Below are 14,604 nucleotides of genomic sequence, written 5' to 3' on the forward strand. Positions count from 1 at the left end.
CGGCCTGTCCCTGCACAGCCTTCGAGCGTCTGGAAATGATGCTCTCCGGATGGGGCGGTGGGAAGGGGTGGAAATGTATCGTCTGGGCCAACGCCCCCGCCGGCAAGCCGTGCTGCTACGGGTCCAAGGTGAACCCGGATAATGGGTACGCCCGAAGTCCGTAGCAGCACGGCTTGCCGGCGGGGGCGTCGTGTCAGGCGGTGATGCATCCGGGGAGGTCAAAAACTCACAGTCGCTGAAAGCCTCGCCGTGCGCGGTGCGCCGAGGAACAGGTAGTCGTCGCCCAGGTACTCGCCTGCGTCGCGCCAGTAGCGTTTGTCGAACAGGTTGTCGACAGTCAGCCGGAACACCGTGTCGTAGCCATCGAGCTTGGTGCTGTAGCGGCTTCCGGCGTTGAACACGGCGTAGTCGTCGACCTTCACCGATCCCTCGCGGTTAGCGTATTTGCTGGAGCTGTACTGCATGCCGCCCAGCAGTGCGAGGCCCGGGATCGGCAGGCTGTAGTCCGCCGACAGGCTGGCCCGGTACTTGGGCACGTTGATCGCCTGATGGTCTTCATAGGCTGCGGTGCCACTGCCTTCAACCCGCGCGCGGATGGCGGCGACGCTGGCCGACACCTGCAATTGCGAGGTCAGCCAGCCGTTGGCGCTCAACTCAAGCCCGGTGTTCTTCTGCTCGCCCTGCTGCACGAAGGTCAGGCTGCCGTCGTCGTTGGGTCTGGAGTACTGATAGGCCTGGCGAGTCTGGAACAGCGCCGCCGTGAAGCTCATGCGCTGCCAGTCGTACTTGACCCCGGCCTCCAGTTGACGGGAGATCGTCGGCGCGAGGATTTCACCGATATTGGTGTCGAACACCGACGCCGTGCCGCCCAGCGACAGGCCTTTGCTGTAGCTGGTGTAGAGCGAAACATTGTCCACCGGTTTGTAGATCAGCGCGGCCTGGGGCAGGAAGATCGAGCGCTGGGTGTGGCGATTGTCGCTGCCGTCTTCGTTGTAGGCCTTTTCATCGAGGCGCACCTGACGACCGCCCACTACCGTCTGCCAATGCTCGTTGAAGCTGATCCGGTCGGTGGCGAACAGGCCGTACTGGCGGCTATCCAGACGCCGCTCGGTATGGCCCACCGGCAAATCCGACGGGGCGAAGGCCGGCGGCGTTTCATGGATATTGCCGGTGCCGACAAACTCACTGAAATACGGTCGCGTATCCACCGTGCGACGGAACGCGCTGGTGCCGAACGTCAGCTCGTGCTTGAGCCAGCCGGTGTTGAACAGCCCCGTCATCGACGCCTCGACTTCATCGTTGCGGCGTGTGTCGTCAGGGCTGCGGAAGTCATAGATGTCGTAACCGCCGTCCGGGGTGAAATGCCCGGTGACGGGGGTCGTCGGGCAGTTGTCCTGGAAATAGCAGCCGTAGGCGAACGCGCTGTAGTCGTCGATCACCACGCGGCTGCGCGAGGCGCTGAGGCTGGCTTTCCAGGCATCACTGAAGCGGTATTCATAGCGGCCGTTCAGATTCAGCGAGTCGATGCCCACCGGGTTCGACCAGCTCTGGTAGCCCAGCAGCTTGCGCGGCGAGGCGTCGTGGGGCAGTTCGCTGCCGCCCAGCAGTTGATAGCCCGGGACCGAGCGCTGCTCACGGGTCTGGTATTCAGCGTCCAGTTGCAGGGTCGACTGCTCGTTGATGTTCCAGTCGAAGGCCAGGGAGGCGAAATCCCGCTTGCCGTCGGCGTGCTCGACGTAGGAGCGGATGTCCTCATGGGCGACGTTGGCGCGCAGGCCGAACTGTTTCTCGCTGCCGAACCAGCCGCCCACGTCGGTGGCGAGGTAGCGCTCGCCGTGCTCGTTGGTGGACACCGTCACCGAGCGCACATCGGCCGGGCGCTTGGTCTGGTAGTTGACCACGCCCGCAGGCTCCGACACGCCGCTGGAAAGGCCGGACAAGCCTTTGAGCAGTTCGACCTGTTCCTTGTTTTCCAGCGCCACGTTCTGCTCGCCGGTGATGCTGCGGCCGTTGATGCGGTAGCTGTTGGCGGCATTGAGCGAGAACCCGCGCACCACGAAATTCTCGTAGTAGCCAATCGGCGCATAGCTGTCGCCCACCGAGGCGTCGTTGCGCAACACTTCGCTCAACAATTTGGCCTGCTGATCCTTCAGGCGCTGCTCGGTAAACACCGAAATCGACGCCGGCGTGTCGAGTAATGGCGCCGGAGCGAACCCTCCCACCGAGGCATTTTCGGACTGATAGACCGACGCCTGTTCCCCCGACACCTTGACCGCCTCCAGCGTCAGCGGCTCGGCCTCCTGAGCGGCGAGCCACGGCGAGGCGAAGGCGATGCTCAAGGGCAGCAAGCGGCGCGTGAAGCCTGCGGCAGGTCGGTGTGGGGTGGTCATCTGAGGTGAAGCTCCGGCAGGATTTTTGTGGGCGCATGTTTTACGTTCTGCACCGACTTTTTACAACTGCGATACAACCTTCATAAACGTATGAAACATCTCGAAAATTAGTCATCCGCTCATCTACACTCGGGAATTGACCTCGCATGCCCGCCATCAGGAACGCCTGCCATGACCCCGTCGCTGCTGCTTGCCGTACTCGCTTCTGGTTTCATCTATGCCATCTCGCCGGGCCCCGGTGTGCTGGCGGTGTTCGGCATCGGCGCGTCCAGAGGCCGGCGCGCGGGCGCTGCGTTTCTCTGCGGGCATCTGCTGGGGGATGTGATCTGGTGCAGTACGGCGCTGGCCGCGATCATCGGTGCGCGAGTGATCGGCACCACGGCATTTGATGTGCTGGGGATCATCAGCGGGCTGTTTCTGTTCTGGCTCGGCTGGCGTGCCATTCGCGCCAAGCGCAGCAGCGAGACGGAGGAAAAGACGCCGTCGCGGCATCCCTTCTGGCACGGGATCATGTTCGGCCTGACCAACCCCAAGGCGTATCCGGTGGCCGTGGCGACCTTCACCGCCCTGCTCTCAAGCCGTGCCGACCTGCTCAACTGGTCGATGCTGCCGCTGCTTATTCTCATCAGCACCCTGGGCGGGATCGTCGCGTACGGGATCATCGTCGGTGTGGTCGGCGCTCGCCATGTGCGTGCGGTGTATCAACGGCATGAATTGACGATCACGCGGTTGTGCGGGGTGATGTTCATCGGGTTTGCGATCAATGCGCTGATGCATGCGGTGCCGAGCCTGCTGCCGCGCAGGCCCTGAATAGCACTTAACCTGTAGGAGTGAGCTTGCTCGCGATAGCGATTTGTCAGCCAGCCTATTTGAACCAGACACAACGCCATCGCGAGCAAGCTCACTCCTACAGGTCCTAGGTGTTGAGGGGGGTGGCGGCCGCTTCTTCGCCCAGCCAAGCCAGAAACGCCTTGACCTGCGGATCGCGCTCGCGCCCCGGCACGCATACGGCAATGTAGCGCGGGCCTGGCAGGCTGATGTCAGGTCGATACCCCACCAGCTCGCCCCGTTGCAAGCTGTCCGCCACCAGCACGTTGCTCGCCAGCACCAGCCCATGCCCGGCGACTGCCGCGCTCAGGGCATAGTGCTCGTCGTCGAACTCACGCATTCGCGCCGTTGCAAGCCATTGCTCGCAACCGGCCGCCGCGCACCAGCTTTGCCAGTTCACCCCGTAGGCGCCGGGAATCTGCCAGCGCAGGTCGATCAACTCGACTTCGGCGCCGTTGAGCGAGGCCAGAAGATCGGGCGCTGCATAGACGGCGAAACGTTCGCTCATCAGTTCAAGGCGATACAGGTTCGGGTCGTCGCGGCTGACCGCGCGGATCGCCAGGTCGATGCTGGAATCACGCAGCAAGTCCACCAGTTCATTACGGGTGTCGATCCGCACATTGAACTGTGGAAACGCCCGGTAAAAGCGGCTCAGCCGAGGGATCAGCCACAGCGCCGCCAGGCCCGGCGTGGTCGATATCGTCAGGGTCTGCGAGGCGGTTTCCGGGCAGAAACTTTCCAGGCTGCGGCTGATTTCCAGCAGCGCACGGTGGGTCTGGCGGTACAGCTGCTCGCCCTCCTCCGTCAGCGCCACGCCCTGGCCGGAACGCTCGAACAGCATCGCGCCCAGCCACGCCTCAAGGGTTTTGACCTGATGGGAAATGGCCGCCGGCGTGACTGACAACTCCTCGGCAGCCGCCTTGAAACTGCCCAGCCGCGCGGCCGCCTCGAAGGTGCGCAGCGCGTTGAGCGGAAGGTTGGAAAACACAGCAAGCTCCCTGCATGAAATGAATTGAAGCGGGTTCAATTTATCTCATTTTTCGAACACCGCTCCGATCGGTAGCGTGGCCGACATGCAAACCCTCACCCCTCAGGAGTTCACCATGCAAGGCCCCACCCGAAAGCTGGTCCAGGCGGTGCTGTACGAAGCCATCGCGATTGCGGTGCTGTCGCCGACCCTTTCGCTGATCTACGACGACGGGCTCGCCCACGCCGGCGCCCTGTCAGTGATGCTGTCGGCCAGCGCGCTGATCTGGAATGTGCTGTACAACTACCTGTTCGAATTCTGGGAAGCCCGGCAGCAAAGCCGCACCCGCACCCTCTCGCGGCGCTTGCTGCACTCGTTCGGATTCGAAGGCGGACTGGTGGTGCTGCTGGTGCCACTGGTGGCCTGGTGGCTGGACATTTCCTGGTGGGCCGCACTGGTGACCGACCTTGGGCTGTTCGTGTTCTTCTTTTTCTACGCGCTGGTGTTTCAGTGGGGTTTTGACCGGGTGTTCGATGTGCCAGCGTCGGCGCAGGCGTGCGCCGACTGACATCATTCGGGCCTGGGTGCTACTTCGCCAACCCGACCTTCAACAGCTTGCCGCTGTCATCATCGGTCAGCACGTACAGGTAGCCATCCGGCCCTTGACGCACGTCGCGGATGCGGGCCTTGAGCTCGCCCAGCAGGCGCTCTTCGTGCACCACCTTGTCATCCTTGAGTTCCAGGCGGATCAGCACCTCGGCGGCCAGCGCGCCGATAAACACGTTGTGGTCCCACTGCTTGAAGGTGTCCGAGTTGTAGAAAGCCATGCCGCTGATGGCCGGGGATTTCTCCCACACATGGAAAGGGTTTTTCACGCCTTCGACAATCTTGCCTTTGGACTCGGGAATAGGCTGGCCGTTGTAGTCGATGCCGAAGGTGGAAATGGGCCAGCCGTAGTTGGCGCCGCGTTCGATGATATTTATTTCATCGCCGCCCATGGGGCCGTGTTCGTTGGTCCACAGGGTGCCGGTCCAGGGGTTGAGCGCGGCGCCTTGCTGGTTGCGGTGGCCGTAGCTCCAGATTTCCGGGCGCACGTTTTTCTGGCCGACGAAGGGGTTGTCCTTGGGCACCGAGCCATCAGGGTAGAGACGCACGACCTTGCCCTGCAACTTGTCCAGATCCTGAGACGTGGGCCGGTTGTTGTTTTCGCCCAGGGCGATGAACAGGTAGCCGTCACGGTCGAAGACGATGCGCGAGCCGAAGTGGTTACCCACCGACAGTTTTGGCTGCTGCTGGAAGATGCGGGTGAAGCCTTCGAGCCTGGTCATGTCATCCGACAGGCGTCCGCGGCCGGCCGCCGTACCGCCGGTCTTGCCATCGCTGGCCGCCTCGGCGTAGGTCAGATAGACCATGCAGTCCTTGGCAAAATCCGGCGACAGTTCGACATCCAGCAATCCGCCCTGCCCCTGCACCCAGACCTTGGGCACGCCAGAAATCGGCGCCGATAGCTTGCCCTCGGGCGTCACCCGCCGCAGGGCGCCGGTGCGTTCGGTCACCAGCATGCCGTTGTTGCCCGGCAGAAAGGCCACGGCCCAGGGATGTTGCAGGCCGCCGACTACCTCATCGACGGTCAGCGTGCCTTCCTCGCTCTGATAGGTGGCGGCAGTGGCGTTGAGCGAAAGGCTCAGCAACGCTGATGCGCAAACGCTGGCAAGCAGGGTCCCCGGGGAGAAGTTCTTACGCAACATGGGCGATTCCTTTTGGCTGGAAAATTGACTCTGGCTGTCGAAAAAAGGGTGTTGCCGATTCAGTTGGAGGGCCGCTGGGTCCCGCCGTTCGTGGGCCGGGGAGACTGCTCCCGGGTCGGGTAGCCGTTGCGGATGCCGCCGTTCTCAAGGGTTGGCGGGCGCGCCTGGGAAGGCCCAAGGTTGGGACCACGCATCGTCGGTGAAATGGATTCGGTGCCTTGACGGCTGTTGGGGTTGGCGCGGCGGATGGCGCCGTTGTCCGGCTGATTGTTGGAGCTTGCGGCCAACTGGAACGGCGCGAACTCACCGGCCTGGACCAGCCCGATGCTCAACAGCCCGACGCTCAGGAAGCCGCCGAGCAGGAAGATCGCGAAGCCTCGCAGAAAACTGTTCATCATTTACCTGCTGTCGATTGGGTGACACATGCGGTGTTTGATGGCGATCGAAGGCGTAGGTTCGCCCCAAGCGCATGACGGAGCAATGCGCAGGGGGGTTGGGTTTGTAACAAGAATAGTCCGCAACGGGGGTTCACGTCCGTGTAGCAGCATGGCTTGCCAGCGGGAACGGCCGAACGAGCGCCGATGTTCTTGAGTTGGAAATTGCATTCGGTCGCCGCATGCACAAATCTTCCAGACCCAACGCCCCCATGCCGATAAGCTAGGCAGTGATCGGCCCGTATTCGATGCTGGCAGGTCAGACGCCCCCGCCGGCAAGCCGTGCTGCTACGGGTGGGGTGTCATACGTTCAAACGTGAAAGGAACCCCCATGCCCGAGCGCAACTGGATCGATCTCAAGCAGGACGCTACGTCCGGCATCGAGACGATGCGCGCGCATTTCGAGGGGCATGCCTACGATCCGCACTGGCACGACAGCTACCTGGTCGGCATCACCGAGCAAGGGGTGCAGCAGTTCAACTGCCGGCGCCAGCAGTACAACAGCACGCCCGGCCACGTATTCCTGCTGGAGCCGGGGGACATCCACGACGGCAACGCCCCGGAAGTGGACGGCTTCACCTACCGCACCCTGTACCTGGACCCACACTGGCTGGAGCGCGAGTTGCGCGCGCAGTTCGAGGAGGCGCCGGACAACGCGCAATTGAGTTTCGCCGCGACCCTGGCCGATGACCCGCGCTTGGCGATTGCCACGGCCAATGCCTTCGAGGCCATGCACAGCAACGAATTGCGCATCGTGCGTCAGACCGCGCTGGACAACCTGCTGGCCAACCTTACCGGTCACTTGCACTGGCGCGCGCGGATCAGCCCCGACCCTCGCCTGCCCTTGGTGGCGCAACGGGCACGGGACTTTCTACACAGCCACTTGCATCAGGACATCGGCCTGGACGATCTGGCGCTGGCCACCGGCGTCGACCGTTTTCGCCTGAGCCGTGCCTTCAAGAGCGCCTTTGGGCTTGCGCCCCACGCCTACCTGATTCAACTGCGCCTGACCCGTGCCCGCCATCTGCTGGCCCGCGGCGAACTGCCAGTGAACGTCGCCGCAGCGCTGGGTTTCGCCGACCAGAGCCATCTGGGCCGCTGGTTCCAGCGGGCTTACCGGATGACGCCTGCGGACTACCGCCGCCGCTGCTCAAATCTTCCAGACTGACCCCCGCCCCGGCAGCGATCATCGCCCCATGATCCACTGCTGCCGAGTCTTCCCATGCAAACCCTGCAAAGCTTCCTGCCGTTTCTGCTGTTCGCCTTCGTCGCCTCCATCACCCCGGGGCCGACCAATATTCTGGTGCTGACCAACAGCTCGCGCTACGGCATGCTGCGCACCGCGCCCATCGTCGTCGGCGCCTGCGCTGGGGCGGCTTTGCTGGTGCTGCTGGTGGGCACCGGGCTCGGCGATGCACTGGCGCGGCACATGCAGGTCCAGACTGTGATGGCGTGGGCCGGTATCGGCTGGCTCACTTGGCTGGCGTGGCAGATTTTCAGCGCGCCTGCGCAGGCCATCGACCCGGCAGCCGAAACCAGCGGGCCCAGGCTCGGCCTGTGGGGCGCGGCCACGCTGCAACTGGTCAACCCCAAGACCTGGATGATGGCGCTGGCGGTGGTCAGCGTCTTCGCCGGGCACGAAAGCGACCGGCTGACGCGGGTGGCGTGGCTGTCGCTGGTGTTCTTTCTGGTGGCGATTCCTTGCATGTGCGCCTGGGCCTATCTGGGGGTGAGCGCGGGGAAAGTCTTTCGCACCGCCCGCAGCATGCAGCGTTTCAACCAGGCGATGGCGATCCTGTTGCTGCTCTCGGCCTGGGGCACGCTGGTGGTGTGAGGTCCCACGGCGGCCATGATTTAATGCAGCTCCCGATCCTGCCTGCGGACCCGCCATGGCCCCTTTCTACGATGCACGCGGCAACATCTACGCCGTGATTTCCCCCCAGGCGCTGCGAGCGCTGGGCGTTGACCTTCCTGATGCTGCCGCCCAGGCAGCGCTGACCCGACAGAGCTGGAGCGCACACGCGGTCAGCGCTATCTGTGACTGGCCCGAGGGCCAGCGCCCGGTCGGCAGCAAGTCCCACCGTTCGGACGGCCTGCTGGTGGGGCCGTTTCAGGACGCGGCGCCCTTCGACGTGCTGATCGTTAACACCGACGGCACCCTGGCCGAACGCAGCGGTAATGGCCTGACCATCTTTGCCCAGTCCCTGACCGACACCGGTCGCGCACCCGATGGCGAAGGCTTCACCCTGCGCGTGCATCACGACAACCACGACAGCGAAAGCCCCGTGCCCACCCAAGTCGTTCCCGCCGAGATCGATGGCACCCCAGGCTTCTGGCTGGACATCGGCACCCCAGGTTTCGGCCCCGAAGCGGTGGGCGCCAGAGGGCCGGGCGTGCGTGGTGCGTTGCTTGAGGAGGTGCGCGTCAGCCGCGTCGAACGCCTGGCCGAATTGCACCCCGACTGGCACGCCAGCGTGTTCGTGCGCGTCGGCAATCCTCACTGCGTGACGCTGGTGCCAGCCATCGACGCCCTGCCCGGCTTCGAACAACTGCACCAGGCGCCGCTCAATCCGGCACTCACGCGGATTGCCTTCGCGGCGGGCGAGTTTGGCAAGGGCGATCCGTGCCCTGCCGGGGTCAACCTGCAATGGGCGGCGAAAGAAGGAGAAAACCGCATCATGGCGCGGGTGTTCGAGCGTGGCGAAGGCCCGACGGCCTCTTCCGGCACTAGCGCCAGCGCCGTGGCTTCGGCCGCCTGGCTGGCGGGCTGGGTCAATGCCGGGATGGTCGAGGTGGTGATGCCCGGCGGCACGGCGCCGGTGCGCCTGATCGAACAGGAAGGCGCGCTGCAGCAAATGCAATTGTTCGGGGCCGCGCACTTGCAACGCTGAGCGCAGCGAGTAATGCGAACGCCCACGCAATCGGATACGAAAATGCCACCATCCGGATTGCATCCGCTGAGCCCTTGTCTATGCTTCGAGCAACCGCCGCTGACCACCCCATGAACGGCCTGGCAAGGGTTGCAGCGGTTTCCGGCACAGGAAGTGGGTCGCGCATATGGATTGTCCGTCGCATCCGGCAAAATTCTCCCCCGCTCGACGACCACTGATCGCTTCGACCGCGATCAGACGGTCGGCATCCCTCTGTCCAATCCCCCACCTGATGCTCTGGCCCGCGGCTTTCAGCCGTCTGCTGCAATGCTCCCTGATTACTGATGTCATCCCGCCATGACTCAAGCCGGCATCTCCGGTGTCGATTCCCGTGTAGCCCATCAAGGAAGACGGTCATTCAGGCCGCCGTTTCGTCATTATCGAGGTAGGTGGCAGATGTTCAATTCACACCGCAAGGCCGTCGAAGGCGAGTTGCAGGTATCCACCGCCGCACTGTGCCAGTCCCGGGCCAAGCTCGCCGCGATTGGCCGTTCCATGGCGATGATCGAGTTCACCCCCGATGGCATCATTCTCGAAGCCAACGAAAACTTCTGCCGGACCATGGGCTACGAGCCTGGCGAGCTGGTGGGCAAACATCACCGCATCTTCTGTGAGAAAGCGTTCTGCGACAGCGACGCCTATCGCAAACTGTGGCGCGACCTGGCTCGCGGCGAACCGTTGTGCGGCACCTTCATGCGCCTGGATAAATCCGGCCGCGAGATCTGGCTGGAAGCTAGCTACATGCCGGTGCACGACAACGACGGCAATGTGCAGAGCGTGATCAAGGTGGCGTCGGACATCACCGCGCGTGCCTACAAGGACCATGAAAACCAGAGCATGATCAACGCCATCGGCCGCTCCATGGCGGTGATCGAGTTCTCCCCGGACGGGCGGGTGATTACCGCCAACGATAACTTCCTCACCACCATGCATTATTCGCTGGGCGAGGTAGTCGGCCAGCACCACAGCATGTTCTGCACCCGCGCCGAAGTCGATTCGCCGCAGTACAAGGCATTCTGGGCGTCGCTCAATCGCGGCGAGTACCATTCCCATCGTTTCGAACGGGTGAACAAGCACGGCCAGTCGGTGTATCTGGAGGCCACTTACAACCCGCTGTTCGACGCCAAGGGCCGGCTGTACAAGGTGGTCAAGTTCGCCAGCGACATCACAGGCCAAGTCACCATCCAGCGCAGCGCCGCCACCACCGCCCACGACACCTCGGTGCGCACCGACGCCTGCGCCCAGAAGGGTTCGAGCGTGGTGCAGCAGACGGTCGAGGTGATCGAGCAGATTTCCTGCGACCTGAACGAGGCCGCGCGCAGCATCGACGCAGTGAACAAGCAGTCGGAAATCATCGCCACCATCGTCCAGACCATTCGCGGCATCGCCGACCAGACCAACCTGCTGGCGCTCAACGCCGCCATCGAAGCGGCCCGCGCAGGGGAACACGGCCGGGGGTTTGCGGTGGTGGCCGATGAGGTGCGAGGGCTGGCGGCGCGCACCAGCAAGGCGACGGTGGAAATCGTCGACGTGGTGCGGCAGAACAACGAGCTGGCCAGGAGCGCGGTGTCGAGCATGCAGTCGAGCCTGAGCCGCACCGGCACCGGGGTCGAGCTGGCCAATGAAGCGGGCGAGGTGATCCTGGAGATTCAGCAGGGTTCACGGCATGTGGTGGATGCGATCAGCCAGTTCAGTTCGACGTTGCAATTGGAATAGCCCACACCCCGTAGCAGCACGGCTTGCCGGCGGGGGCGTCGTGTCAGGCAATTCATCTGTAACTGACACACCGCCCCCGCCGGCAAGCCGTGCTGCTACGGGGGCAGAGTGTTACTCGCCGATATCCTCATTCCACAACTCGGGCTTGTCGGCGATGAATTGCTTCATCAGGCCGATGCAGGTCGGGTTGTGCACCACGTCCACCTGCACGCCGCGACCGCGCAGCAATTCTTCCTCGCCCATGAACGTCTGGTTCTCGCCGACGATCACCTTGCGAATGCCGTACAGCAGGATCGCCCCGCTGCACATGGCGCAGGGTGACAGCGTGGTGTACAGCGTCGCCTCCCGGTAGACACGGGCCGGCTGGCGTCCGGCGTTCTCGAAGGCATCCATTTCGCCGTGCTTGATCGCGCTGCCTTCCTGAACCCTGCGGTTGTGGCCGCGGCCGATGATCTTGCCGTCGTGCACGATCACCGAGCCAATCGGAATGCCGCCCTCGGCCAGGCCCTTTTGCGCTTCATCGATGGCCGCCTGCATGAATGGGTCCATGGTTTCCCCCTGATTGAAAACGAATGCTAAGGCTTGGCTTTTTTCAGCGCGTTGTCCAGTGACGTGGAGACATAGACTTCAAGCAGCTTGCTGGAGCGGGCTTTCATGTCGGTGCCGACGTCGCGCTGTTTGTCGCGGAATTTCTTGGCGACGTCCGGCGGCGGATCGCCCACATCCAGCGCCGTGAGCTCTTCGGCGGTAAAAGACGCCGCGTAGGCGGCCGCCAGGTTGCGGTCCCATTCCTGCTGGTATTGCGGCTGCAGGTACTGCAACTCGTCCTGGACGATCTCCTGGGCCTTGGTGCGCCCCACGGTCTCGACAATGGTGGCGAAGGTCGGCGTGCGCGAGGCCACCTGGTACCCCAGCCAGCCCAGGCTTTCCCCCAGATGCCGGTCCTGGACGAACGCCAGGGCGCTGGGCGGCACCGGCGCAGCCTCGGCCGCCAGCGCCATGCCCGGCGCGATGAGCAACATCCCCAACAGCAGCCCATGAACAGTCGTCAACGCAGTCGATCTGCTATATCCCATGTCCTCTCCCCGGCGACTTTTATCGATGTGATCAACGCATTGACTGCACGGTGACGCTAGCAGCTGAACAACGGTTTTCCAGTCACTCCTCGTGCGTGGGTCGCGATGACCATTGCCGGGCGTTCATGCGGTAGATCCGCACGCCGTGGCGGTGATACTGGCTATGGATGAAGCCGCTGAAGCCAAGCTTCTGAATGACCTTGACCGAGGCGACGTTGGCCGGCTCGACAATAGCGATCAGCGAGTCAATCCTGAGTTTGTCAAAACCGTGGCTCAGCGCACGGCGTGCCGCCTCCGTACCCAGTCCCTTGCCCCAGAACGAAGGCGCAAGGCGGTAGCCGAGCTCGATTTCATCGGCATCATCTACGCGCTCGGCATTCAGACCGCAGAATCCGGCCAAGGTTGAGGAGGATTTGTCTTGCACCGCCCACGGGCCAAAACCGTGGACGCGATAGGACCGGCGGCACCAGTCGATGAACTCGCCGGTGGCCTGCTCGCTCATCACGCCGCGCACCGAATGGCGCATGACCTGGGCATCGCCCAGAATCCTCGCCAGTGCCGGTGTGTCGTCGGGGGTGAGTTCGCGCAGGATCAGACGTGGGGTATCGAGGGGGGATCGTGGAGTGTTCATGATGGCGGGTCTCACGGGTGGATCGATGACCACCCATGAGCATGGCGCATGGTTGCTGGGGTCGCCAGTTTGAAATTCAAACCCGCGTTAATCGCCATTACAACCCGGCGGTCACTTTCTTCGCGACGTCCCCAGGCACCCACGGTGTCCAGATCTCCGGGTGATCCTTAAGGAAGGACTTGGCCACGGCGTCCGGTTCCAGGCGCTTTTCGCTCATCTCGCCCAAGGTCTTGTTGAGCTGATCGATGGGCAGGTCGACTTTCTTGAAGAAGGTCACCAAATCCGGGTACTGCTTGGCGAAAGGCTCGGAAACGCCGATTGCCAGGTGCGCCGCCAGGGAGCTTGAGCCGATGGGGTTGGGGTTGCTGGCATCGGACAGGGTTTTCCATGCAGCCTCGTTGAACGGCGGCTCTTCCAGCTTGATCAGCTTGAAGCGGCCCAGCAGCGGCGTCGGCGACCAGTAATAGAAAAGCACCGGCTTGCCACGGCGGATCGACGCGGCCACCTCGGCGTCCAGCGCAGCACCGGAGCCGGTGCGGAAGTTCACGAAGCTGTCGTTGAGCTTGTAGGCCTTGAGCTTCTGGGTGTTGACGATTTCCGAGGTCCAGCCGGTCGGGCTGTTGAGGAAGCGGCCTTTGTCCGGGGATTCCGGGTCTTTGAACACGTCCTTGTAGCGCGGCAGGTCCGCCACCGATTTCAGGTCCGGCGCCAGCGGCTTGATGCCGCGCTCAGGGTCGCCCTTGATGACGTATTCCGGCACCCACCAGCCTTCGGTCGCCCCTTTGACGATGTCGCCCAGGCCATGCACCTTGCCTTCGGCCTCGGCCTTGACCCACGCGGGGCTGCGTCCGGCCCACTCTTCGCCGATCACCTGAATATCGTTCTTGGCCAGCGCGGCCTCAAGGCTCACGGTGCTGCCCGGCAGTTTGTCGGTGGGGTAGCCGTAGCCCTTCTCGACGATGGTGCGCAGGATCTCGGTGATCAGGCTGCCGCTTTCCCAGGTGATGTCCCCGAAGTGGATCGGCGCGGCCTTGTCCGCCCCGTACGCCGAGTGCGCCAGCACAGAGAGCGCCAGCAGCGAACCGCCCAGCCATTGTTTGATCGATGTCATTGTTGTCTCTCGTGGTGAGGCTCTTGATAAGGAAGGGTTGCGTTGGGTTTAGCACAGCACCCGTTTCATTCCAGACCTGCGCGCAGGCAACAGGTTTCAGCTTTCTGCATGTAGCTGCTGACCGAACGCATGGAAATGCCCAGGTGCCGTGCGATTTCGGGGTAGGTCAGGCCATCGCCGCGGGCGAGCATGAAGGTGGTCCTGACCTTGGCGGGCAGGCGATTGAGGCGCCGCTCGATCAGCGCCAGGCCTTGCAGGGTGGCGGCGAGTTCTTCCGGAGAATCGCCCGGTTGCAGGTCGTCTATCGCCAGCCCTTGCAGGAAATCGCGCTCCAGATCGCGCCGCCGCCAGCGCTGCCAGACCAGGCGCCGGGCGATGGTAATCAGCAGTGCACGGGGCTCGCGGATCGGCACCACGCTGGGCGAGGCCAGCAACTGGGCAAAGGTTTCGCTGGCAATGTCTTGGGCGCTGTCATGGCCGTCGAGACGGCTCAGACGCTCGCACAACCAGCGGTAATGCGACTGGAACAGCTCGCCAAGCGTGTGGCGATGGGCGAATTCGGCGCCGGACATGGGACTTCCCCTGGCATGGATGATGGTTCTGTCCGGTGTTCCGGTGAGGCCATCCTAGCAAGGGACGCTTATGCGCTAAAAATACCTAAAAATAATTCTTATAGATCCAATTTGAATAACACACTAACCCGTAGCAGCACGGCTTGCCGGCGGGGGCGGTGTGTCAGCAATACATCTGTAACTGACCCACCGCCCCCCCCA

14 protein-coding genes and 2 pseudogenes are annotated in these 14,604 nt (G+C 63.3%); 7 read left to right on the plus strand and 9 right to left on the minus strand.

Annotated elements, in window-relative coordinates:
- Positions 1-218 precede the first annotated feature (218 nt).
- A complete protein-coding gene (locus tag NPS29_RS18865; protein WP_274134260.1) occupies positions 219-2,390 on the minus strand; it encodes a TonB-dependent siderophore receptor in 2,172 nt (723 codons plus the stop codon).
- A 171-nt stretch (positions 2,391-2,561) separates the two neighbouring features.
- Between NPS29_RS18865 and NPS29_RS18870 the strand changes: the two genes are divergently transcribed.
- Entirely contained in the window at positions 2,562-3,200 is a 639-nt protein-coding gene (locus tag NPS29_RS18870) for a LysE family translocator (RefSeq protein ID WP_274134261.1), read from the plus strand.
- Between the two features lie 106 nt (positions 3,201-3,306).
- Here the strand turns inward: NPS29_RS18870 and NPS29_RS18875 are convergent, their stop codons facing one another.
- On the minus strand, positions 3,307-4,206 hold the full coding sequence (locus NPS29_RS18875) for a LysR substrate-binding domain-containing protein (RefSeq protein ID WP_274134262.1): 900 nt from the start codon (positions 4,204-4,206) through the stop codon (positions 3,307-3,309).
- Between the two features lie 115 nt (positions 4,207-4,321).
- Between NPS29_RS18875 and NPS29_RS18880 the strand changes: the two genes are divergently transcribed.
- Positions 4,322-4,753 (plus strand): PACE efflux transporter, encoded by a 432-nt coding sequence (locus tag NPS29_RS18880; RefSeq protein ID WP_274134263.1) that lies wholly within the window; start codon positions 4,322-4,324, stop codon positions 4,751-4,753.
- Between the two features lie 19 nt (positions 4,754-4,772).
- Here the strand turns inward: NPS29_RS18880 and NPS29_RS18885 are convergent, their stop codons facing one another.
- Both NPS29_RS18885 and NPS29_RS18890 read right to left on the minus strand, forming a co-directional pair.
- Positions 4,773-5,933: a PQQ-dependent sugar dehydrogenase gene (locus NPS29_RS18885; RefSeq protein WP_274134264.1), complete on the minus strand. Its 1,161-nt coding sequence runs from the start codon at positions 5,931-5,933 to the stop codon at positions 4,773-4,775.
- 59 nt (positions 5,934-5,992) lie between these two features.
- Positions 5,993-6,328, minus strand: coding sequence for a hypothetical protein (locus NPS29_RS18890; protein WP_274134265.1), 336 nt, complete (start codon positions 6,326-6,328; stop codon positions 5,993-5,995).
- A gap of 370 nt (positions 6,329-6,698) precedes the next feature.
- On the opposite strand from NPS29_RS18890, the gene NPS29_RS18895 reads away from it, so the two are divergent.
- The 5 genes and pseudogenes from NPS29_RS18895 to NPS29_RS28930 form a co-directional block, all read left to right on the plus strand.
- Entirely contained in the window at positions 6,699-7,535 is an 837-nt protein-coding gene (locus NPS29_RS18895) for an AraC family transcriptional regulator (RefSeq protein ID WP_274134266.1), read from the plus strand.
- A 63-nt stretch (positions 7,536-7,598) separates the two neighbouring features.
- Positions 7,599-8,201: a LysE family translocator gene (locus tag NPS29_RS18900; RefSeq protein ID WP_425312537.1), complete on the plus strand. Its 603-nt coding sequence runs from the start codon at positions 7,599-7,601 to the stop codon at positions 8,199-8,201.
- 55 nt (positions 8,202-8,256) lie between these two features.
- Positions 8,257-9,258 (plus strand): diaminopimelate epimerase, encoded by a 1,002-nt coding sequence (locus tag NPS29_RS18905; protein WP_274134268.1) that lies wholly within the window; start codon positions 8,257-8,259, stop codon positions 9,256-9,258.
- A gap of 435 nt (positions 9,259-9,693) precedes the next feature.
- A pseudogene (locus NPS29_RS28925) lies at positions 9,694-10,476 on the plus strand (PAS domain-containing protein); the annotation flags it as partial.
- Positions 10,477-10,575: 99 nt separating this feature from the next.
- Positions 10,576-11,013 (plus strand): annotated as a pseudogene (locus NPS29_RS28930) (methyl-accepting chemotaxis protein); the annotation flags it as partial.
- A 111-nt stretch (positions 11,014-11,124) separates the two neighbouring features.
- Here the strand turns inward: NPS29_RS28930 and NPS29_RS18915 are convergent.
- The 5 genes from NPS29_RS18915 to NPS29_RS18935 form a co-directional block, all read right to left on the minus strand.
- Positions 11,125-11,562: a nucleoside deaminase gene (locus NPS29_RS18915; protein ID WP_274134270.1), complete on the minus strand. Its 438-nt coding sequence runs from the start codon at positions 11,560-11,562 to the stop codon at positions 11,125-11,127.
- A gap of 26 nt (positions 11,563-11,588) precedes the next feature.
- Positions 11,589-12,089 (minus strand): hypothetical protein, encoded by a 501-nt coding sequence (locus NPS29_RS18920; protein WP_425312536.1) that lies wholly within the window; start codon positions 12,087-12,089, stop codon positions 11,589-11,591.
- 82 nt (positions 12,090-12,171) lie between these two features.
- On the minus strand, positions 12,172-12,720 hold the full coding sequence (locus NPS29_RS18925; RefSeq protein ID WP_274134271.1) for a GNAT family N-acetyltransferase: 549 nt from the start codon (positions 12,718-12,720) through the stop codon (positions 12,172-12,174).
- Positions 12,721-12,817: 97 nt separating this feature from the next.
- Positions 12,818-13,831 carry an ABC transporter substrate-binding protein gene (locus NPS29_RS18930; protein WP_274134272.1) on the minus strand — a complete coding sequence of 338 codons (1,014 nt, stop codon included), beginning with the start codon at positions 13,829-13,831 and terminating at the stop codon, positions 12,818-12,820.
- A 65-nt stretch (positions 13,832-13,896) separates the two neighbouring features.
- Positions 13,897-14,403: a sigma-70 family RNA polymerase sigma factor gene (locus NPS29_RS18935; RefSeq protein ID WP_274134273.1), complete on the minus strand. Its 507-nt coding sequence runs from the start codon at positions 14,401-14,403 to the stop codon at positions 13,897-13,899.
- Between the last annotated feature and the right edge of the window lie 201 nt (positions 14,404-14,604).

The organism is Pseudomonas putida (assembly GCF_028682175.1).
Lineage (GTDB): Bacteria > Pseudomonadota > Gammaproteobacteria > Pseudomonadales > Pseudomonadaceae > Aquipseudomonas > Aquipseudomonas putida_AD.